Below are 21330 nucleotides of genomic sequence, written 5' to 3'. Positions count from 1 at the left end.
CTTTGGTTGATGACTGTAGGAACCGCGCAACGCGATATGTTTGATCTGTTGGTGGCTGGCGTATCTGATGACGACCGGGCCGCACTAAAGCAGGCTCTTGATGCTGGTCAAACCGTGGAGGATGTGCCGCTGTCTGATCCGACAGCACGCTTGTTGGCGTTTTATGCAGGCAAATCAACCGATGGCCTGGATGATGCATTATCTGCGAAAGTACTCACCAAAGCCTCGCTGCGCAAATTGCCGGACCTATCCGTCGAGGATCACATCACCAGCACCAAGAAGGCAATCAAGCTGGCATTTGAGCTTACTCTAAATCGCCGTCCAAAAACCAAAGAACTAAACCGCTGGACTAACGAGATCGCAGGCGGCACGCCGTTCCCGCATTTTCTGCTGGCTTTGAACAAGAAAGCTGACAGTCAATCGTCTCGCACAACGGCAAAGGTCGCGCCTAACCAAACTGACGCTGAGTTTGTTCAATTCGTCTATCGAATTATCGAAGGCCGTGGCGGGCTGCCAAGTGAGCTCGAACATTTCCGCGAGCTGCTTCAAGGTCGAGAAATGAGCCGAGCTGATCAGGTCATCAATTTCTTCAACGCGGAGATCACACGTCTATCCAAAGACAGCGTTGAGGTGCTGCATGATGGCCTGTCGAGCTGGATCATGGGGACAAATCGAATCGTTCATCTAGATAACTGGGCGGCCCAGGCCAAAGATACCGAAGCGCTTGCAGCTGCGCGCGCAGCCCTGAAACCCGCAACACCCTATCATATAAATCCAGATTCTGGACTGCGCGTTAGCGCCATCACCAGCCTGTTTCGTGGCGGTGATTTCATTGAACAGTTCATGGATAACATTACCACCCAGACCTGCTTTGATCGCCATTCAGAGCTGATCATCATCGATGCAGACTCCCCCGAGAACGAGGGTGAGGTAATCGCCCGTTACCTCAAGGATCATCCCAATATCCAATACCGCAGAATGGACAGCTGCATAGGCATTTACGAGGCATGGAACCTCGGCGTTCAGATGTCAAAAGGTGACTATTTGACGAATGCCAACCTTGATGATCTGCGCCGCGCTGATTCATTTGAAATCCAAGCGGGTGCGTTGGATGCGACGCCCTTTGCAGACGTGGTCTATCAGGATTTTTACTATTCCTTTGCTCCAAACCTTAGCTGGGATGAAGTCGCAGCCTTTGGCTACAAAAGCGATCTGCCGGTGATCACACCTTATAACATGCTGCGCTTTAACTCGCCGCACAATGCACCGATGTGGCGCAAATCACTGCATAGTGAAATGGGGTTGTTCGACGCCTCATACAAATCCGCCGGGGACTATGAATTCTGGATGCGCTGTCTGTCTAAGGGCAAGTCATTCTTCAAAGTGAATGAGCCACACGTTGTGTATTATCAGAACCCTAAGGGCCTCTCGACGCGCGCAGATACGCGCGGACTGATAGAAGGGCGGATGATCCTTAAGAAATACGCTGCGCAGCTGATCGCCCAAGGGTTTACCGCTGACCTGCCAGAATTTACCACTGACATATTGGGTTTGCCAAAGTCTTCAACGCAGGACGAGGTTGATCGCAGTAGACTTGTCCAAAAGGCGCTGCGCGATTTGGCGCGCGCAGCCAAACCTGAAATGGGGACGGGATCATGAAAAAGTTGATGATTGATGGGGTCTTCTTTCAGCTTGCTTCTTCAGGGATCGCGCGCGTTTGGGTGTCTGTGTTGACGCTTTGGGCACAGCAGAACCGCTTTGATATGGTCCTGCTGGATCGCGGCAATGCCCCGGAAATCGATGGCGTCCGGACCATCCCATTTCCACGTTGGCATGCACCCGAGGCAGCCGCGGATTCCGCTTTGCTGCAACAGATGTGTGACCACTTGGGCGCGGACGCTTTTGTGTCGACCTACTACACATCCCCCGTGTCCACACCGATGGCTTTGATGGTCTATGATATGATCCCCGAGCTGTTTGATTTCGACATGCGTATTAAGGATTGGCGTGAAAAGGAAATCGCGATCGCCTTTGCGCAGTCGTATCTTTGCATCTCGAACTCAACCCGCAACGACTTGATCAAACTCTACCCTGAAATTTCAGATGCTCTGGTAGCCGTAGAATACTGCGGCGTGGACGTAGAAACATTTCGCCCGCGCGATCAGACTCAAGTCGACGCATTTCGCGCAGCGCACAGCCTTGATCGACCCTATTTCCTTTTTGTCGGCTCAAGGGTCCAACACAAAGCCTATAAGAATTCTGATCTGTTCTTTGATGCATTGGGCGAAATGCAGAGCGCTGACTTCGATGTCTTTTGCGTCGGAGGCGAAACTGAGATTGAGGCGCGCATTCTTGACAGTTTGCCAAATGGCGTCCGTGCAAGCCGCGTTTCGCTAAGCGATGATGACTTGTCGCTCGCTTATGCTGGTGCTGCAGCGTTGGTTTATCCTTCCCTTTACGAAGGTTTCGGCATGCCGGTGATTGAAGCGATGGCATCTGGGTGTCCTGTCATCACAACCAGCCGTGGATCCTTAGCTGAAGCCGCGGGAGATGCAGCTCTGTTGATCGACGGCACCTCCGTTCCAGAGATGGTCACGGCACTGCAGGGGGTCTTGAGCCCAGATACCCGCGCCACCTTGCGCGAAAAGGGGCTGGCACATGCAGCAAAGTTTGAGTGGCAACCGATGGCCGATAAAATGGCTCAGCAGATTGACGTTGCCATCAGAGCGCGCGACACCAAGGCTACGACGGCGTTTTTCGCTGAATGGACCCGTTTGCGGAGCCTAATGGCGGATGTCGATCACATATAGTTGGAGAGCACGATGCAGCGCGCGTTGATTTGCGGAATCGGTGGACAAGACGGCAGTTATTTGGCGGAGCTTTTGCTGGCTAAGGGCTACGAAGTCTGGGGTACCTCCCGTGATGCGCAATCGGCGAGCCTGTCAAACCTGCAGGCGCTGGGCATTGTCGATAAGGTTAAGGTGCTGTCCATGGCGCCCAACGATTTTCGCAGCGTCTTTCAGGCAGTCGAACGCAGCGATCCGCAAGAAATTTATAACCTTTCTGGCCAAAGCTCGGTTGGGCTTTCCTTTGAGCAACCTGCAGAGACGCTTGAAAGCATCGTGACAGGGGTGCTCAACCTGCTGGAGGTCGCGCGGCTACGCAGTAAGGTCGTCCAAATCTATCAGGCGGGATCTAGCGAGTGTTTTGGCGATACCGGCGATACAGCTGCAACCGAAAAGACTCCATTTCAGCCACGCAGCCCTTATGCGGTGGCCAAGGCCTCTGCCCATTGGCTGGTAGCAAACTACCGCGAGGCCTATGGGCTGCAATGTTACACAGGCATTCTTTTTAACCACGAATCTCCTTTGCGCCCGCAACGCTTTGTAACGCGCAAAATCATCGCAGGCGCGCACCGGATTGCAAGCGGTGACACCGGAAAATTGACCTTGGGCAACCTTGATATCGCGCGGGATTGGGGATGGGCCCCAGAGTATGTCGAAGCCATGTGGCGGATGTTGCAGACGGACGCGCCGGGTGATTACCTGATTGCCACGGGTCACACGACGGCTTTGCGGGATTTTGTGGCCGCGGCTTTTGCGCATTTCGATCTCGATTGGCAGGAACATGTTGATCTGTCTCAGGAGTTCTCGCGTCCCAGCGATATCCGAACCAGTCGCGCAGATCCTTCGCGTGCAGCGGATCTTTTGGGTTGGACGGCAAAGACCCATATGAAAGATGTCGTGCGCAAGATGTGCGAAGCGGAAGCCAAACGTGGGTAGGCCTGCTAAACAAATGAAAGCGGGATAATGAAACGGTATCTTTTTGTTTCGGGCTGCCCGCGTTCGGGCACAACGGCCCTGACCACATTGCTAAATTGGGCCCCTCAAACTTTTGTCGGCCAAGAGCGATACAATATGTTGTTCAATAAGGACAATAGTCAGCTGCGCCCAGGGTTGTTTGATCCAGAACGGTTGAGGAGTTTTCGCGACACTGACTGTGGCTATACCTCGTATGATCAAAAGCCCGCATATTTCAACGGGGCCGCTAACTTGCAAGCCATTGAAAACATGGATCAGGCGCAGGTCGTTGGGGACAAGTTGATATCTCTTTGGAGGAATTTCTCAGTCTTCAATGCGCCCCACTGGGCGAACAAAGATATTCAGGTGATCCACATCATCCGTGACGTCCATGATGTCGCGGCATCTTATCAAGCTCGGTATCAGAACGCAGCAGATGGTTGGCAAGACGACTTTTCAAAGGGGGTCCGAGTTTGGAGCCAGTCTGTGAGAAATGTTGCCACTTGGATCAAGGCGCACGAGGGTCAAGCACCATCTTTCAAACTGCATCTGGTAAGTTACGAAGGGCTGTTTGAGAATGATAAGAAAACGTTTGCCGATCGCTGTGCTGATCTTTATCGGGCGATTTCGTTGGACGTGGGCGCTTCCCAGATGGCAGGGTTCGCAAAGATGCACTCAGGTGCTGAGCGTGTCCAGAAACGCCGCATTTCGTTTCCCGAGCTGAACGACAAAATAGCGGAGATCGTTGATCACGATACGCTGCAAATGCAGAGCTATTTGCGGCAACAGGCAATTTTCTAGAACGAGCCAGCCCAAGTGCGGCAACGGCGGAGCGTCGTAGTTTGCGGAAAGCTCAGCCCGGATGGATATAGGCCCATACCAAAGTTTTTCTGTGCAGTCGCGACCGTGCGAGCAGCCTAAAGCCGGTATCCGTAGAACGCACCGATATCGCGGAACGTATCATTAAGTACCTCAATCGTTTCAGGCCGCAGCTTTTCGCGGTGATCGCCTGGCGTACCTTTGCGGATGTGTTTGCTGTCATCTTCTTGCGCAGGTCTAACATCATGTCGCTGTGCGACTCTCGCAATAGTCTGCGGGTCAGCTCTGATGCCAAAATGATCAAAGATATCAGAAAGAAATGTCTGCTTGTCGTAGTAAATATCCTCATAGCGTCTCAGCATTCCAAGTTCAAAGTTCAGATTTTCACTGTATTTCAGCAGTTTGCGCCGCAAGGGTGGGGCCGCTGCCGTAACATATTTGTCAATTTCTTTGTCTTCGATTTCTTGCATTTTCTTGTGATACGCAGCGGGGTTTTTCTTGGGCGACGCATGGCTCCCATCTTTTCGGCCATATGAGAAGTACTGAGATACGAGTGAATCACGTGGATCTCGAACTAGAAGAACAAACTTCTTAGTCCCGATTTCTGCCTCGGGCGTTTCAAGGATTTTCGGAAAATTCCTAAAGCCATAGTAAAGCCAGCGCTTCTGGAAAATCGGAAGCAGTTCAGGATCAGACATCCAGTCGATCCCTGTTTCGCCAAGGTTGAACATAATATCCGGCAATGTGACGGCGGGTATTTTTTCGACGCGGCATACGGCGTCAATCATTGAGTGCATCAAGGTGCTGCCGCTCTTGTGAACCGAGAAAGCATAACATGGTGCAAAATTTGCTTCTTGTGTAGGCAGTGCTTTTTTTAGGTCATCATAGCTCATGTTGGTGTCCTCAAACCTTGCCGCCGGGGCGTCGAACGCTTCGCAGAGGCTGGGTCAGCTTCCATGATTTTGATCCATGGATGCGTTCAATTTCTGCAGATAGCTGCGCCGTTTCGGCCGTGGCTTCCCGCAGGCGTGCTCCGTCTTGCAGCAAGGCACGGCCCAAAACGGCTTCGCGCGCTTGATGGGCCTTATCTTTTGTCTTCATCTGTTGTTGGAGCAGATCATTAAGCGCCTTGAGCATGTGCCGATCAGCAACCGCTTTTGTGTGGCCCTTTGCATCAGCGCGCATTTGTCCGATCTCTGATTCCATTTCCTTCAGTGCAGCGAGTGTCTGGAACAAGCTTTCGCGCAGCAGGTCACGTTCAATTTCCAATTCAGATTTTTTTGCAGGTGATTTGGCCACGTGAGTATCCTTGAGTGCAGGTACTGCCCATTTGGCACATCCTGACAACCCGGGACAAGGTCATCTGTGCGAGTGCTCCATCTAGAAATCTACGCCGCTTTGTTCCATCGGCCGGTCCGCGGGGGCAAGGCGCTGGGCAATATCGGAAAATGAACTCCAGTTAGACGCCAAGAAACGATCCGCTGCCGATAGCAAAATCAGGTCTGCCAGCGCAAATTGCAGTTGCCTTGCTGAGCGGTCAAAATCCTCGCGAGGCAGATATGCGAGGCGGTCTCCAAAGCGTTCCGTGAATGTTTCATAAGTTTGGGAAAGATCAGCAGCGAGAAAAATGCTATCTGCCCTGCCCTCAAGCTCAAGCGCTTCGATCCGTTGCAGGAAATGTGATGCATGGCTTTTTTTGCGCCAAAGCGTCAATTCTTCGTGGCGTTCCGCCGGCCAATTCTCTGGTGCTTCGTAGCTAAGATGGTCGTGCCCGGGCCCGGTCCCCATGCGAATATGCGCCGCAACCTGATTGGGATGCCGGACCGAAGCCACCAGATCGCTGACATGAGGCCTAGGGATCAGCCCGCGCAAAAAACTTTGTTCGATCTTATAGTCGCGATGTGGGCTGTTGAGAGTATAGGCCGCGCGGATAAAGACGTCGTTCCCGGCGTCCGTCTCCGCCAAAATAGGGGCGTCAAAGGCGGCACCCTCTTCGATCTCCATATAATTATAACTCACTGGAGTCTGCGCACGAACGGCAAGAGCTGCCTGAGCGTCATGGATCACCAGGCCGGGATAGTCGATGATATCCGACAGATGTCCGGCGCAGTGATGATCAGGCACCCAAACCACAACCAATTCGCGGCCTGTGACTTGTGCAATCGCCGCAGCCGACGCAATCGCCCGCAGCCGGTTGCACAACCCGTGCTGGGCGTCGATGAACAGCAAGGGCTGACCAGTCAGATATGATGCGGCAACAGGCATAGGATTAATCCTATCCTCAATTCGCTCCGATTGGGCAAGGGGCTGGTCTCGACAAGGATCGAGGGCTGAGGCATGAAGGGGCATTCGTCGGACCAAGGCAGGACCTCTCCCGTGACCCACCCCATCGAGATATCGAGCGACCAAACCTTATCTGTCTTGCGCGCCCTACGGCAGATTGAGGCAGTAGAGAATAACGCTCATATTGTGCCCTCAATTTACTACAGTTGGGATGCGGAGCAGGCCGAGGTTGCTTTGAGCGCACAAACCGCAGCGGGAATGCTTGTTGATACGGATGTGACCGTAAAGGGGACGCCGCGCTGGCTGACGCTGAACATTGGCCTCGGCAGAGGGTTGTTGAGCGCTGGTGATACACTTGTCCTGACAGCAGATGCAGAATGTGATCGCAAAGACGATGTGCCGCTCTTCATTCGCTCATCAGTAGATGGAGCTCAGGAAGATACGGAGCTTAAAGAGAAGTTAGTGGTAGGCAAATCTAGAACCGTTCGCACTTTGATGCATACGCTGCGCGGTGACGATGGTTTTGTCGGGCATGATGCCTACCACACGCTCATTTTTCGCCTACCTGCCAAAAAGCTGCGTTTGTCACTTATGGATTTGCGGCTGAATGTCATTCTTGCAGGCCAAGGTGCGCGGGCAACACCACGCAGCATTTCAGAGTTCAGCTAGATATCGTAGCGCTTCAGCCTTTTGTCCACGCGCGTGCCATCTGCCAAGGGGTAGCCTTCAATGATGCCGTAATCGCGAAATCCGCGACTTTGGTAATAGGTCAAACCACCTTCGTTATCCGCGCGGATATTTGCATTGATCCAAACATAACCTAACGCTTTGGCCGCAGCGGAACTTGCCTTAAAAAGTGATGATCCGATGCCAAGTCCCGTGCGGCCAACTTGCACAAAGGTTGCAATATCAATGGCCTCAGGCGGCAGAGCTTCATTGGGGCTGATCCATTGAAATCCAACGACTTCTTCGTCTTGATCTAGGGCCACATGCCATGCTGATTGCCCTGCACTTTCGGTCATCCAGTCGCTTAAATCCTCGCCTGTCACGGGTCGCGTAATTGCGGTTGTCCCGCCAATGCGGATGATCTCATTTAACAGGCGCGCCATAGATGGGGCGTCCAAAGGGATGGCCGGACGTACATTGATCATGGCAGTTGTTCCAGAAGGGCCGCGTGGCGTTCCGTAAAATCGTGGCGGGCTTGTGCGGCGGGTCTAAGTACGATCTGCAATCCTTGGGTCAGGGCGGGATCTGGATTGCCAAAGAGTTTGGTTGCTTCAGTTTCAGAAAACCCAGCGATCTGGGTTGCTTCCATCCAAGCGCTGATACGGTCGGCTTTTTTGATCTGCTTTTTAACTGAAATGGGAAGGGCTGCTGGCAGACCAAAACGAATATGGATCGCAGCTGTTAACCTCAAATCGAGCTCTCCGTATCCGGGTCCAACGGCCGCCTTGACGGGTGAAATCATGTCGCCAATCACATATTCCGGGGCATCATGAAGGAGCGCTGCTAACCGCCATTTAGCGGGGCCATCTGGGCGTATTCGCCCAAATAGAGTTTCAACCAATAGTGAGTGTTCGGCCACGCTGTAAGCATGATCACCGCGCGTTTGCCCATTCCAGCGCGCCACAAAGGCAAGGCCGTGAGCGATGTCTTCGATTTCAATATCCACAGGAGTTGGATCAAGCAGGTCTAATCTGCGACCCGAAAGCATCCGCTGCCACGCACGGGGTGGTTTGGCCATATTTGGGAGCCCCTTTTGACGAATTCAATGAGCGCTATGCTCCAGAACACTTTGTAGACGTCGAAAGGAAAATATAAAATCGATTGTTGCCGCACGGGGCTATTGGCGCATTGGTCCGAACCTCTGGCTGGCTTCCAGAGAAATGACAGCGATGGTGCAAGGATTAGGACTGAGGCTGGTTATCTTTCCAGAACGCGACCGGTTCAGTTGAAAAAATGCGATTTCCATGCAGTTTTCCAATCAGCTTGTAGCCTAGATGACCAAAGTTAAGCCGAATAAATCGCGGACGTTTGAAATCTTCGAGGATCAAGATGGGTTTGCAGCGATTGATGATCTTTTCTGCGCCAATCAAGGCCGCGCGCTCGTGTCCCTCAACATCCAACTGGAGGATCGAGATTTTGCGATTTGCAGGGATCATGTCATCAAGAGAGACAGCAGAAACTCGTTGGATGCCGTCACCAAACTCGTGGACCACAGTGCTGTGCCCCCCCATCGGCTGGCCGTTTTTATCATGGGTTCTAAAAAGCAGTTCGCCTGATGTATTTGAAAGTGCGTGATTTTGGATTGTCACATTCTTGAGTTTGTTCAGCTTGATCGTGCGTTTTGCGTGCTCAAAAGAATCTGGATTGGGTTCAAACGCCCAGATTTTTCCCTTCGGCGACATCGCACCAGCAAGACCCGGCAGGAAATCGCCAAAGAACGTTCCGGCGTGGATGATGTCGCCATCGCCTGCATTCTCCATCATGAAACGGATGGTTTTGGGCTCATAGACGTAACCTTGCTTGATCAGCCGGACGGCTGGTCGGTGATTTAGCTTGGAAGGCAGTGAATACACGCCGTATTTGTTCTCAGCTAAGGGAGCGTTCATGAAACAATCCTATGAAAAACCTATCTCTGTTTCTTCAATCATCCAAATAAGGCATCATTTGGACAATCCAAAGTTAAATTATCACAGCAATGAGATGAGGCAACACATCAGGCCAACCCCACACTGATTGCGCAATGGCAGGGCCAGTGGTATCTGCCGCCCAAACCCATGACTGAGGAGCGCCAACATGGCCGCAGATTACAAAGTAAAAGACATCAGCCTTGCCGCTTTTGGGCGCAAAGAACTTGATATTGCTGAAACTGAAATGCCGGGCCTGATGGCGCTGCGCGAGGAATATGGCGATAGCAAGCCGCTAAAGGGCGCACGCATTGTGGGTTCCTTGCACATGACCATTCAGACCGCTGTTCTCATCGAAACGCTGAATGCGTTGGGTGCAGACGTGCGCTGGGCTTCGTGCAATATTTTCTCGACCCAAGACCACGCGGCAGCAGCCATTGCCGAAGGCGGTACGCCCGTCTTCGCGATTAAGGGTCAAACCCTAGTTGAGCATTGGGATTACCTCGACAAATCCTTCAAGTTCCCTGAAGGGGCCAACATGATCCTCGATGATGGGGGTGATGCGACACTCTACATCCTCTTGGGCGCGCGCGTCGAAGAAGGCGAGGCGGACTTGCTTGCCGTGCCAACATCCGAAGAAGAGCAGGCGATCTTTGATCAGATCCGTAAGCGCATGAAAGAAACCCCGGGTTGGTTCATCAAGACACGTGAAGCGATCCAAGGTGTTTCCGAGGAAACAACCACCGGCGTTCACCGTCTCTATGATCTCTTTAAGAAGGGCCAACTGCCTTTCCCAGCGATCAATGTGAACGACTCAGTGACCAAGTCGAAATTCGACAATAAATACGGCTGTAAAGAATCTCTGGTCGACGGAATTCGTCGTGCCACAGACACCATGATGGCAGGCAAAGTTGCTGTCGTGATGGGTTACGGCGATGTTGGCAAAGGGTCTGCTGCGTCCCTATCCGGTGCCGGCGCTCGTGTGAAAGTTACGGAAGTTGATCCAATCTGCGCGCTGCAAGCCGCAATGGATGGCTTCGAGGTTGTCCTGCTTGAGGATGCGCTGGAAACGGCTGATATCTTTATCACGACCACAGGCAACAAAGACGTGATCCGGATCGAGCATATGCGCCAGATGAAGGACATGGCGATCGTCGGCAACATTGGCCACTTCGACAATGAAATTCAGGTCGCTGCCCTCAAGAACCACAAGTGGACCAACATCAAAGAGCAGGTCGACATGATCGAGATGCCGAATGGCCATCGTCTGATCTTGCTCTCCGAAGGCCGTTTGCTGAACCTTGGTAACGCGACGGGCCACCCGTCCTTTGTGATGTCCGCATCGTTCACCAACCAGGTTCTTGCTCAGATCGAACTGTTTACCAAGGGTGATGAATATAAGCCCGGCGTTTACATCTTGCCCAAGCATCTGGATGAGAAGGTCGCGCGTCTGCATCTTGACCGGATCGGCGTTCGTCTCAGCAAACTCGACGCTGAGCAGGCCGCTTATATTGGCGTCTCGCCCGATGGCCCATTCAAGCCAGAGCATTACCGCTACTAAGCTCTACAACATTCTACGCCGGGGCGGATATTCTGCCCCGGCGATGTCTATTAAAGTTGGTTGGGTAGGGATCGCTTTCCTACAGACCAACAGCACATTGCGAAAGTTTAAATCAAACTGACGCCTTCCCGCGATAGAGCGCGGACCCACCCATCAAAACACTGAAATTCAGGACCGGCGGATTGGTGTTGGTTCTGTCATTTTTTGCACTGCCCCGTCGCGGGTGATCGTGGTCCGGCGCACCGTCTCTGCTTCGCGGTGGGCAACGTCGATCCCGACATGATTGACCTCTTCTTCACGCCCACCAAAGCAAGCCTGCATTGCCGCCAACAACCCAACGTCCTCAAGCGTATTAATGCGCGGGTTCGGGTTGTTTCTGGGACTCGGCACCGTGCCGGGGAAAAGGTAGATGCACGGCGGCGGCAGGCGGTAAGGCCCTACAGCGGTTAGGCGGCCCTCTGCACCAATCAGCTTAGGGCAGGGCCGTGCGCTGGTTCCGCAAATCCAATCCCAAACGACCAACCCATCAATACGCTGGTTGCGGTCGATCATCTCGGCACTTAGCCGAGTATGAATGCCGGACCAAACGTTGTGGCGTGGATCAGCGCCGGGATTGCTGCACACGCTCCAAATGATGAATTCATCAGCGTGTGGCGGGCGCTCAAAGATGTTGGTGTTGTTTCCGTCCAAGCAACCCTTCAGCTCGATCACTGCTGTTTTGCCTGAATTCAGCGTTACGACGTAGTCGTGCCGGTTGGACTCTCCCGCGGACCCCCAAGACGCTACAAAACCACCATCGGTCATATAATTCAGGACCAGCGCTACGAATTCACGCTTTTCGCGCATTGACGCTGAAAACTGCCCCCGGAGGCGTTCGATCGTCCCACGGAAAAGACCGGACTGGTAAAAGTCCTGCTCTTCCAGACCGTGATCGCCAAGCGTATGGGCTTGGCTCCGCAGTACCTCAGCGAATTCGAGTATCTTCTTACGCAACTCCGCATTGGCTTCACAGGGGATTTCACTCATGCGCTGGCCTGCATTTTTGCCGCGATATTATGCTCTAACAAGGGTTCCAGCAAATGCGCAGCGATGTGGCGAACGACCGGAACAACAACGCCGTCGCCGGTGAGGTGATAGGCCTCGTTATAGGTCGCAGGCAACAGGTAGCTGTCAGGCAGACCCATCAGTCGCGCGGTTTCGCGGGTTGAAATCAGGCGCGAACGGATCCGTTTTCCGTCTACGACCATGATCGACTGCCTAGATGAACCACCCGCCGGGGTCCTCAAACACCCGGCAATATCATCAAATCGAATTTCAGCGCGCTGAACCTTGATCCCATGCTCATGGCGCGTGCGTTTGTATATCGTTCCAACCATGGGAACACCGGCCGCCTTGGCTGTCTCGACTTTGGCGAGATTGACCTGTGACATCATCGACAAAAGAGCCGTCGTCTCAGCAGGTTTGTGCCATTTAGTTGAGGTTGGACGATCTTCGACCATATCGGCAAACCGCGCCTCGCGCTTTTTTGGGGAGGGCATTTGCCACCAGACCCAATTTTTCTTGAGAGCGTTGGGAAGCCTATCTTGCGCCGCCATCAAACCCTTGGTGTGCCAAGGCTGTACAGGTTCGCGGCTGGCCGTTCTCGAAGTCACTGCCAGATCATTGCGCAGTCCGACGATAAAGAGGCGCGGCCGCGATTGAGGCACAAACAACGCCGCATCTGCTACAAACGCGCCAGCACGATACCCGGCCTCTTTGAGCGCGCCGCAGATTGCCGCGAAGTCGCGCCCCTTGTGTGAGGTCAGCGTCCCCAACACGTTTTCCAGTGCGATCAACGCAGGCGCTCGGCCGTCGTCGCGCAGTGCATTGAGGTGCGAGATAAACGGCCAGAACGTGCCGGAACGATTGCCAGCCAAACCCGCACCACTTCCTGCAAGAGATAGATCTTGGCAGGGAAATGAACCCCAGATCAGATCGGGCGTCCCTGGCATTTCCTCTGGAGCGATGTTGCGGATGTCGTCAACGATAAGATCCTTACCACCCCAGTTTGTGCGGTACGTCTCGCCCTTTTTTTTGTCAAAATCATTGGCCAGCAGACAGGTCCATTCCGTACCCAAGCCAGCGCGCGCCATACCGCCGCCAGCAAAAAATTCATAGAATGTTCGCGTCATGTTCTGCCTTTTCTTTCCATCCATAGACCAGACTCAGCGCATGGGATCAATATTTTTCCTGCGTGCACAAGTGGCGGCGGCGGAATGATGGCAGGGTCCATCTTGTAACTACTGTCACGATGGTACGTGGCATCAAACTCGGAACCGTTAAGGCTTCAGGAAAGCAAACCGCACAACCAGCTTTTTATGAGTGTACTGGTAGAGACGGTTGATACCTTTGGCCCCGGTGTTTGGTGCCATCACGCAAGTGGACCCAATATCATAGGCTGATATATCGACCCTCCTGTTATCCACTAAACGGAATGGCCTCTTGCTGTTGATCACCCAAGCCTGTGATGCCGAGCGTCACAACATCCCCGGCCTTCAAAAACTTCTGCGGTTTCATACCCACGCCAACGCCGGGCGGTGTGCCGGTCGCAATAATATCCCCGGGCACAAGCGTTACGAAGCGGCTGACGAACGAAACGATCTGAGCGATGGAAAAGATCATTCGGGCGGTGGTGCCGGTCTGGCGGCGTTCACCGTTCACATCTAGGTACAGATCAAGAACTTGGGGGTCAGGTACTTCGTCCGACGTAACGAACCAAGGGCCAACGGGCGCGAAACTGTCGCAAGACTTACCCTTCATCCACTGGCCGCCCATCTCAAGCTGAAACGTCCGCTCGGACACGTCATTTACGACGCAATATCCGGCAACATGATCCATTGCGTCATCTTCGGTCACGTGTTGTGCACGGCTACCGATGATGATGCCCATCTCAACCTCCCAGTCGGTCTTCTCGGACCCCTTCGGGATGATAATGGGGTCATTGGCACCCGTGACCGGACAGGCCTTCATGAACAAGATTGGAAATTCAGGAATTGGCAGATTCATTTCCTCAGCGTGATCGGTATAGTTCAACCCGATGCAAAGTAACCGCCGCACGTCAGAGAGGATTGGAGCATAGGTCCCAGTGATTTCAGGCAGACTGGCAATTTCGATTTTACTAAGGGTTTTCAAAGCCTCTGGAGATGTTGTTTCAGGAGCGATGTCGCTGATATGCGCAGACAAGTCTCGTAACTTACCGCCTTGGTCCACTGCTGCGGGCAGTACGCCATTTTCAGTTTTTATCCGGCAAAGCTTCATCTCAGCGTTCCTTTTGACCTGCACGTTCGCCGTGAGTGTAGCGACCAACACCAATCTACCCAAGTTGATTGCGAGAAATTTTGACCGAGCCCGATACATGAACTGCGCCGCTGATCTATGGTTGGTTGAGGTTTCGTATGTTGAGATCGAAGATGTCAGATGAGCGTGTATGACGACGCCTGCCGCGGTTTTGGCGGCAACCGTGCTAGGTGCGCGAAGTTATGCCGAAAATCAAAGGCGCTAATTGTTTAGATCATGACGCGATCCGAGGCGAAGGTTTTTCTTGGGAATGCCTCGCATTGCCATACCGTTCTTTTCACTTGGGCCGTCATTGTTGGTGGCGGTGCTTAGTTGAAGCGAGAGGGTCGCCGTTTCTGGAATTAACCGTAGAGCTATGCTGAGTGCGCCTTCGCGTTTTGATAAAACCATACAGCTTCACACGACATATCCTTGATAAGCATGTTGCCGGGATCGCCTACCAACAGCAATGAGATAGAGGCATGGGGTGTGATGTCGATTCAGACACTAATGTGGGGGATTTCCAGCAATTTGGGACGCCTCATACTGTTTTGTAGTTCGCGTTATGTGTGATCCTCGCTGGTGCAGAAGACAAGTTTGACCGTTATTTTGTTATGCCGCCGCTCTGCTTTGCCCATTTCGGCCTAGGTTTTCTCGCCTACTTTTTCGCGCCCAAGTCGGTCCAGTGATAGCAGCTGTTTGCACAAGACAGATAGCATATCTGAGGGCCATTGTGCGGGCGGTGTCGGGACAAGCGGCGCATTGGGAAATGCGACAGCGGTTATCCTCAAGTAAGCGGCCTCCTGTAAGCAGCTGTTTTGAGGATCTCTTGCGAGAAGCACAGTCCATTGAATTTCGCGAGGCATCGGTTGCGGGGAATAAATCCTGCAAAAATTCCTTTTGCCACGGAAAAATTGGCTCTAGGCTCTTGGTCGAGGTCAGATTTTGCTGACCAAGTCCAAGGTGGGAGATATTAATATGGGCAAACGTGACGAGTGGATCGCGAAATACGCGGAAGATCTGAAGGACAAATGTGGCATGGCGCCGGATATGGACCTTCTGACCAAAGTAACGATCGGCTGTGGTCCAGCAATCTATAACGCTGATGCGTCGACAGTTGCTGGCACCCAACCGGCAGAGCTAGAGACGGTCAAAAATAACTTTCTCATTAAAAAACTCGGCTTGCCTGATGGTCCAAACTTGATGGAAGCGATCAATTCTGTGATCGAGGTTTATGGTAAATCAGAGCGCAACAAATACCGCGCGGTGATCTATTACATGCTGACCAAGCATTTCGGCAAAGAGTCTGTGTACGGTTAAGCCGAACCCCGATTATCGATCAGAAACGCCCGCTTGGTTAAGCGGGCGTTTCTTTTTTGAATAAGCTTTAAGCTATTCAAAAATTGCATTTTTCTGATGGTTGAGGTACTCAATTTACATCGGACAGAATGCCGGAACAGATTTCAGATACGTGTGTGGTGCACTTGGGAGCACACGGGGTGAGAAGGGGTTCTGGCTTGTGGGCTTGGCCCTTTTTTCGTTCCAGAAACTGTTATTTTCAAAACAAACCCAACACCAACCCAATTGCAGCACAGCCCAGCGTCGCATAGCCGCCATCAATCAGTGTTAGTTTAAATGGCCGCCCACCATAGCCATTGTTAATCATGATCCAGGGGCTGATGAAAAACAGTCCAATGCCCAGACCAGACACAGCCCCTTTGCCAATTGTGTCAATTCCGGAGAGGGCAAACATATGCCGCATCATGCCGGCAACAACGATCATCGCAATAAATGCCATCACGTAGGGTAGCGGTGAGTCGTTTTTGGGGCGACCATCTGGACCAGCCTCAACCCCGGCAGCTTCCATCCAGGGCTTGGACAGTTTCATGTACCAGACGGCCCCAACCGCAAAGCCAGCAATTGCCGCCAATAGAACAGACAAAATTCCCATATCTTCAACTCCCACCGCATTAATTGGCGTCAAAATACCCAAAATGCAGCCAAAAAGCTACGGTTTAGTCTTTCCCATCTTGCAGATTACCTGCCACTCAGCGTCCGTCACGGGTTGCACAGATAGGCGTGAATTCCGCACCAAGATCATGTCGGACAGCAGGTCCTCGCCTTTGATCTGATTCAGCGAAACAGGCTCTATAAGGGGCTTTACGGCCTTGATATCAACGCATTCCCAGCGGGGATCGTCGGTAGTGCTGTCGGGGTGCGCAGCCACAGCTACTTCGACAATGCCGACTACAGATTTCTCTTTTTGCGAGTGATAGAAAAAGCCGCGGTCCCCTACGGCCATCTCGCGCATGAAGTTGCGGGCTTGGTAATTGCGCACACCGTCCCACTCTTCACCGACATCGCCTTTGGCCACCTGATCATCCCAGCCCCAGACGGAGGGTTCAGACTTAAAGAGCCAATAGGCCATCAGCCAATCACCTTTTTCCACTCGGTCAGCGACACGCTCGCAAAGAGCCCCGCTTTTGCATAGGGGTCGTTATCTGCCCAGTTTTGAGCCGCGGGCATATTTGGAACGTCCAGCACGATCAAAGAACCGATCATCCCGCCTTCACCGTCCAACATCGGTCCAGCCAAATGCACCATGTCTGTCGATCCCAGGTATTCCACATGCGCGGGACGGTTTGTCATGCGCACATCCAGCGCGCCGGGTTTGTCGTGGGCAATCAATGCTACAAGCATGCTATTCTTCCTTTAAGGGGCGGTTTAAGAGTGCGCGCATGGCGCTTTGTACATCTAAGCGTTTGTCGAGCAGTGCTGCAACGACTTGCGTGATTGGCATGTCCAATCTTTCTCGTTCAGCCAGGTTAGCTACCGCGCGTGCAGTGGCTGCTCCTTCAACTGTTGTACCCGCTTCAAAACGGCTGCCGTCGCCGATGGACAGGCCTAAGCGGTAGTTGCGCGAATGGTTCGAAGTGCAGGTCAACGTCAGATCGCCAAACCCAGAAAGTCCTGACAAAGTATCAGGCTGCGCGCCTACATGCTCGGCCATACGTTGCATTTCCGCATAGCCGCGCGTCATCAACGCAGCGCGTGCGCTTTCACCCAGGCCAGCACCGATCGCGGCACCGCAAGCAATGGCTATTACATTCTTCAGGCCACCGCCGAGCTCGGCACCAACGGTATCTGTCGTACGATAAAGCCGCAGCGTTGGTGTCGTGAGGGCGGCCTGAAGCGTCTTCCCGGTATCGTCATCTGCGCAGGCCAAAGTTAGCGCTGTTGGCAAACCATTTGCGATATCGATGGCAAAGCTCGGTCCTGTCAGGATCGCAGATTTGGCGCTCGGTGCGGTTTGGGAAATAACCTCGGCGGGGCCGCAGCCGCTCGTCAATTCGATCCCTTTACAACAAGCGACCAGCGCTTTGCCGGCCAGTACATCAGCGTGAGCCGTTAGAAACTCCCGTAGTTTTTGCATCGGAACCGCGAGCAGTATGATATCAGCCAGCGTCGCGGTTTTCAGCTCCCCGGTCACCGCCAACGCGTCAGGAAACGGACAGTTTGGTAGTCGTTTTGCGTTCTCGCGTAGGTCGGCCATATCACCCAATTCGCGTGCCCATAAGGTGACGGGGCTGTTTTGGCTCAGTGAAATTGCCAACGCGGTCCCAAAGGCACCAGCGCCCAGAACACTCACACTCATGCTTTGGCCCCCTTCTTGCCGCTGCCCAACATCGCTGGCTGAGTGGTATCAAGCGGCCAGCGCGGACGTGGTGAAAGACCAATCCCATCAGGTACGCGTAGGTCCATCTGCTCAAGACCCGCATATGCGATCATCGCTGCGTTATCTGTGCAGAGTACGAGCGGAGGAGCGATAAAGTCAGCGCCCATTTTGGCTGAAACAGTCTCTAATCCGGCGCGAATAGACATATTTGCCGCAACTCCTCCCGCGACGCACAGGCTTGGTTTTTGCGGCGCAAGCTCAAGATAGCGATCCAATGCGCGGCGTGTTTTTTCCGCAAGCACATCGACCACCGCCGCTTGAAATCCGGCTGCAAGGTCGGCCTGATCTCTTTTAGTCAGCGCTCCGCTCCCATTCATAAGCGCATCGCGTTGGCGAAGAACGGCAGTTTTGAGACCCGAGAAAGACATGTCACAACCCGCACGGTCCAGTAGGGGTCGCGGTAAAGCAAAGCGCGTAGGATCGCCGCTTTTTGCACATGCTTCAATGGCGGGGCCGCCGGGTTGCGGCAAAGATATCAGCCGCGCGATTTTGTCAAATGCTTCGCCAGGCGCGTCATCAATTGTGCCACCCAAACGGCTAAAGTCATCAGCCCCACGCACAATCAGAAACTGACAATGCCCTCCTGAAACCAGCAGCATTAGGTAGGGGTAAGAGACTCCATCTGTCAGTCGCGGGGTCAGTGCATGTCCCGCCAGATGATTCACGCCGTAAAGGGGCAAGCCCCTCGCCGTTGCGATCCCTTTGGCGCACATCACGCCCGACACGACACCACCGATCAATCCGGGCCCAGCGGTCACAGCAACAGCATCCAAATCCGACAGACGCATGCCTGCTTGCTCCAGAGCCTGCTCGACGCAATGGTCCAGCTTTTCAGCATGGGCGCGTGCCGCAATCTCCGGAACAACGCCTCCAAAATCTGCGTGCAGGGCATTCTGGCCCATAACAATAGAGGACAAAACTTCAGCCCCGTTCTGAGCGTTGCCACGGATGATGGCCGCGGCCGTGTCATCACAGCTGCTTTCGATGCCGAGGATGATGCGGGTCGTCATTGTCAAAGTCGTATCCATTCCGGGGTGTCTTTTGAGGAGTTAACATCGTAAGCCATAGCAAACAATCCTGAGAGCCGAACCCGTGGCCGACCGCACCCTTTTGTTGACCCGCCCCCAAGCCAGTTCTGAGCGTTTCGTCGCACGACTGGACCCATTGGCCCTCAGTAAGGTGCAGGTTGTGATTTCTCCGCTGTTGGAAATTGTCCCCCTTGATACTCCCGTTTCCCTCAATGGAATCCAGGCAGTTATTTTTACTTCTGCAAACGCCGTGGGTTTTGCGCCCGCAGCAAACGGGATGGCTGCCTATTGTGTCGGTGCGCGTACCTATGAGGCTGCACGCCAAGCAGGTTGGTCGGCACATTTAGCTGGGGAAACTGCCGTAGACTTGATTGCCCATATTCTCGATCTGCGTCCCAAAGGGCCGCTTTTACATCTGGCAGGACACCATAGACGCGGCGATATTGGCGAAAATTTGAGCAAAAGCGGAATCCAAACGCAGACGCTGACACTCTATGACCAAATATTGCGCGGGCTAAGCTCCGAGGCTCTCAGTGCGTTGCAAGGTACGACGATTGTGCCGCTTTTTTCCCCGCGTACAGCCCTTAAATTCATGCAAGAATCACCTGATATGCGCCATGTTCACGCTGTTGCCCTTAGCGGGGCGGTAGCGGATCCACTTGCCTCTGCAGGGTTGGCCTCATTGGAAATATTGCCGTCTCCGCAGGGTGATAAGATGGTGAAGGCGGTTGAAAGCCTGTGTCTTCGTGTCGCCTTGCCTTGAGAGGGCGTCACTTGCCGGATAAGGTTGGTGCAATTGATTGGCCTTAGGGTCAGAATCGAAAAGGTGTTTACGGTGGCGAAAGCGACGAAACCAACTTCTCCTAGTAGCAAGGCTACGGATGCGTCCAAGGCGACACCGGAGATCGAAGATGCGGTTGTTCTTGGATCAGACGCCGACCCTGAGGCAAAGCCTAAGGCTGCAAAATCAAAACCGGCTTCCAAGGCGGCGGCCTCAAGCGAGACCGTTAAGAAACCTGAGCCTGCCTCAAATCAAGCGAAACCAATTGCTGCTGCAATGCCGAAAGTGGAAAAACCGCGGCCGGCTAAAGATACACCCACGGATGATGTGTCAAAGCAGAACGTACAAAAGAAGGACGCGAGCTTATCTCAGTCAAGTTCTTCGTCGAGGGCAGAGATGGTTCATCCAGTGCCAGCTCCGATCGAACCTGAAAAGCGCGAGAGTATTTTCTGGCCTTTGCTGTTGGGTGGTGCGATCGCGGCGGTTGCAGGGTTCGTAGCGTCTGAACTTGATCTTTTTGACAACCGCGGAGATGCGATCACAACACAATTGCGCGCCGACTTAGCATCGCAACAAGAGCGGCTGTCAGCAGTTGAAGAACGCGCTCCCTCCGAGGTTGATCTGTCGTCAATTGACGATCTAAAAACCGACGTTACGTCCCAAATCGCCGATGTCTCGGAGCAGCTGTCCAAGGTGAACACGCGGCTGGCGGCTTTGGAATCATTACCACCGCTGGCGGACTTAGGTGCAGAAGCTGCTGCGGCTTATGCCAGCGAACTGACAACACTCAAAGCGTCCGTAGAAGATCAGCGCGCCGAGATTGCAGGGCTGCTCGACAACGCCCGTAGCGTCAAAGAAGCAACCGCAGATTCTGCCAAAGCTGCGACAGCGCAGGCAGCTCTTGCACGGATCATGTTAGCAATTGACGCTGGCCAACCGTTCCTTGAGCCGCTGACTGAGCTTCAGTCTGTCGAAGTCGGTGACATCCCCCAAGCGCTGAGTGATTCAGCTGGTGATGGCGTTGTCACGATGGCCGATCTGCAGCAGAGCTTTCCTGATCTGGCGAGGGCGGCATTGGCTGCCGCGCGCGCGAATGACCAAGACGAAAGTGCACAAGGCATTGGTGGGTTTCTAAAGCGCCAGCTTGGCGCACGTTCTGTTTTACCGCGTGAAGGATCTGATCCCGATGCCGTGCTCTCGCGTGCCGAAGCTGCACTGCGCAACGGAAATTTACCTGATACGATTGCTGAAATCGAAGCCCTGCCTGAGGAAGCCAAAACCGAGATGGCTGATTGGCTTGCCGGGGCCCAAGCGCGCAGCAATGCGCAAGCTGCTGCTGATGCGCTGGCTCAACGCCTGACGGCAAACTAAGGAACT

The 21330-nt window shown here is 53.5% G+C and carries 23 protein-coding genes; 9 read left to right on the top strand and 14 right to left on the bottom strand.

Features of this window, described 5'->3' with window-relative positions; translation table 11 throughout:
• Positions 1–9 precede the first annotated feature (9 nt).
• From C1J03_RS00245 to C1J03_RS00230, 4 genes are read left to right on the top strand one after another with little or no spacing between them, the layout of a single operon-like run.
• Positions 10–1659, top strand: a complete 1650-nt coding sequence (locus C1J03_RS00245) for a glycosyltransferase (protein ID WP_114882542.1) — start codon at positions 10–12, stop codon at positions 1657–1659.
• The gene (locus C1J03_RS00240; protein ID WP_114882540.1) at positions 1656–2810 is read left to right on the top strand and encodes a glycosyltransferase family 4 protein; all 1155 of its coding nucleotides are present in this window, start codon (positions 1656–1658) and stop codon (positions 2808–2810) included. Before C1J03_RS00245 ends, C1J03_RS00240 begins: the two co-directional genes overlap by 4 nt.
• A 12-nt stretch (positions 2811–2822) precedes the next feature.
• The gene (locus C1J03_RS00235; protein WP_114882537.1) at positions 2823–3782 is read left to right on the top strand and encodes a GDP-mannose 4,6-dehydratase; all 960 of its coding nucleotides are present in this window, start codon (positions 2823–2825) and stop codon (positions 3780–3782) included.
• A gap of 27 nt (positions 3783–3809) precedes the next feature.
• Positions 3810–4601 carry a sulfotransferase gene (locus C1J03_RS00230; protein ID WP_114882535.1) on the top strand — a complete coding sequence of 264 codons (792 nt, stop codon included), beginning with the start codon at positions 3810–3812 and terminating at the stop codon, positions 4599–4601.
• 116 nt (positions 4602–4717) lie between these two features.
• Here the strand turns inward: C1J03_RS00230 and C1J03_RS00225 are convergent, their stop codons facing one another.
• The 3 genes from C1J03_RS00225 to C1J03_RS00215 form a co-directional block, all read right to left on the bottom strand.
• Complete coding sequence (locus C1J03_RS00225) at positions 4718–5512, bottom strand: sulfotransferase domain-containing protein (RefSeq protein ID WP_114882533.1); 795 nt, start codon at positions 5510–5512, stop codon at positions 4718–4720.
• A 10-nt stretch (positions 5513–5522) separates the two neighbouring features.
• Positions 5523–5918 (bottom strand): hypothetical protein, encoded by a 396-nt coding sequence (locus tag C1J03_RS00220; RefSeq protein WP_114882531.1) that lies wholly within the window; start codon positions 5916–5918, stop codon positions 5523–5525.
• Between the two features lie 81 nt (positions 5919–5999).
• Positions 6000–6884, bottom strand: a complete 885-nt coding sequence (locus tag C1J03_RS00215; protein ID WP_114882530.1) for a hypothetical protein — start codon at positions 6882–6884, stop codon at positions 6000–6002.
• 111 nt (positions 6885–6995) lie between these two features.
• Between C1J03_RS00215 and C1J03_RS00210 the strand changes: the two genes are divergently transcribed.
• A complete protein-coding gene (locus C1J03_RS00210; RefSeq protein ID WP_162798417.1) occupies positions 6996–7571 on the top strand; it encodes a hypothetical protein in 576 nt (191 codons plus the stop codon).
• Here the strand turns inward: C1J03_RS00210 and C1J03_RS00205 are convergent.
• The 3 genes from C1J03_RS00205 to C1J03_RS00195 all read right to left on the bottom strand — a co-directional run bounded on the left by C1J03_RS00205 (position 7568) and on the right by C1J03_RS00195 (position 9514).
• Entirely contained in the window at positions 7568–8053 is a 486-nt protein-coding gene (locus tag C1J03_RS00205) for a GNAT family N-acetyltransferase (RefSeq protein WP_114882526.1), read from the bottom strand. The genes C1J03_RS00210 and C1J03_RS00205 overlap by 4 nt on opposite strands.
• Entirely contained in the window at positions 8050–8646 is a 597-nt protein-coding gene (locus C1J03_RS00200) for an HD domain-containing protein (RefSeq protein WP_114882524.1), read from the bottom strand. The genes C1J03_RS00205 and C1J03_RS00200 overlap by 4 nt, the downstream gene beginning before the upstream one ends.
• Positions 8647–8809: 163 nt before the next feature.
• Positions 8810–9514: an FkbM family methyltransferase gene (locus tag C1J03_RS00195; RefSeq protein ID WP_114882522.1), complete on the bottom strand. Its 705-nt coding sequence runs from the start codon at positions 9512–9514 to the stop codon at positions 8810–8812.
• Positions 9515–9701: 187 nt separating this feature from the next.
• On the opposite strand from C1J03_RS00195, the gene ahcY reads away from it, so the two are divergent.
• On the top strand, positions 9702–11093 hold the full coding sequence (gene ahcY / locus C1J03_RS00190; RefSeq protein WP_114882520.1) for an adenosylhomocysteinase: 1392 nt from the start codon (positions 9702–9704) through the stop codon (positions 11091–11093).
• Positions 11094–11261: 168 nt separating this feature from the next.
• Here ahcY and C1J03_RS00185 read toward each other — a convergent pair whose 3' ends face one another.
• The 3 genes from C1J03_RS00185 to C1J03_RS00175 all read right to left on the bottom strand — a co-directional run bounded on the left by C1J03_RS00185 (position 11262) and on the right by C1J03_RS00175 (position 14390).
• Complete coding sequence (locus C1J03_RS00185; RefSeq protein ID WP_114882518.1) at positions 11262–12119, bottom strand: hypothetical protein; 858 nt, start codon at positions 12117–12119, stop codon at positions 11262–11264.
• Complete coding sequence (locus C1J03_RS00180) at positions 12116–13264, bottom strand: DNA cytosine methyltransferase (protein ID WP_114882516.1); 1149 nt, start codon at positions 13262–13264, stop codon at positions 12116–12118. The genes C1J03_RS00185 and C1J03_RS00180 overlap by 4 nt, the downstream gene beginning before the upstream one ends.
• Positions 13265–13550: 286 nt before the next feature.
• Positions 13551–14390 carry a fumarylacetoacetate hydrolase family protein gene (locus C1J03_RS00175; protein WP_114882514.1) on the bottom strand — a complete coding sequence of 280 codons (840 nt, stop codon included), beginning with the start codon at positions 14388–14390 and terminating at the stop codon, positions 13551–13553.
• Positions 14391–15386: 996 nt separating this feature from the next.
• On the opposite strand from C1J03_RS00175, the gene C1J03_RS00170 reads away from it, so the two are divergent.
• The gene (locus C1J03_RS00170) at positions 15387–15728 is read left to right on the top strand and encodes a DUF2853 family protein (protein WP_114882512.1); all 342 of its coding nucleotides are present in this window, start codon (positions 15387–15389) and stop codon (positions 15726–15728) included.
• A gap of 238 nt (positions 15729–15966) precedes the next feature.
• On the opposite strand, the gene C1J03_RS00165 is transcribed toward C1J03_RS00170, so the two are convergent.
• Genes C1J03_RS00165 through tsaD form a run of 5 tightly spaced genes read right to left on the bottom strand, consistent with a single transcriptional unit; the run spans position 15967 to position 19154 of the window.
• A complete protein-coding gene (locus C1J03_RS00165; protein WP_114888768.1) occupies positions 15967–16359 on the bottom strand; it encodes a DUF1761 domain-containing protein in 393 nt (130 codons plus the stop codon).
• Positions 16360–16416: 57 nt separating this feature from the next.
• Positions 16417–16836 carry an EVE domain-containing protein gene (locus C1J03_RS00160; RefSeq protein ID WP_114882510.1) on the bottom strand — a complete coding sequence of 140 codons (420 nt, stop codon included), beginning with the start codon at positions 16834–16836 and terminating at the stop codon, positions 16417–16419.
• Complete coding sequence (locus C1J03_RS00155; RefSeq protein ID WP_114882508.1) at positions 16836–17108, bottom strand: YciI family protein; 273 nt, start codon at positions 17106–17108, stop codon at positions 16836–16838. The genes C1J03_RS00160 and C1J03_RS00155 overlap by 1 nt, the downstream gene beginning before the upstream one ends.
• Position 17109: 1 nt before the next feature.
• Positions 17110–18063 (bottom strand): NAD(P)H-dependent glycerol-3-phosphate dehydrogenase, encoded by a 954-nt coding sequence (locus C1J03_RS00150; RefSeq protein WP_114882506.1) that lies wholly within the window; start codon positions 18061–18063, stop codon positions 17110–17112.
• On the bottom strand, positions 18060–19154 hold the full coding sequence (gene tsaD, locus C1J03_RS00145; protein WP_114888767.1) for a tRNA (adenosine(37)-N6)-threonylcarbamoyltransferase complex transferase subunit TsaD: 1095 nt from the start codon (positions 19152–19154) through the stop codon (positions 18060–18062). Before tsaD ends, C1J03_RS00150 begins: the two co-directional genes overlap by 4 nt.
• A gap of 82 nt (positions 19155–19236) precedes the next feature.
• Here tsaD and C1J03_RS00140 point away from each other — a divergent pair, with 82 nt between their 5' ends.
• Complete coding sequence (locus tag C1J03_RS00140) at positions 19237–19935, top strand: uroporphyrinogen-III synthase (RefSeq protein ID WP_162798416.1); 699 nt, start codon at positions 19237–19239, stop codon at positions 19933–19935.
• A gap of 72 nt (positions 19936–20007) precedes the next feature.
• Positions 20008–21324 carry a COG4223 family protein gene (locus C1J03_RS00135; RefSeq protein ID WP_162798415.1) on the top strand — a complete coding sequence of 439 codons (1317 nt, stop codon included), beginning with the start codon at positions 20008–20010 and terminating at the stop codon, positions 21322–21324.
• Positions 21325–21330 lie beyond the last annotated feature (6 nt).

The organism is Sulfitobacter sp. SK012, from assembly GCF_003352085.1.
Lineage (GTDB): Bacteria > Pseudomonadota > Alphaproteobacteria > Rhodobacterales > Rhodobacteraceae > Sulfitobacter.
The sequence above is the reverse complement of the archived record's forward strand: the minus strand, read 5'-3'. Positions and strand labels throughout refer to the sequence as shown.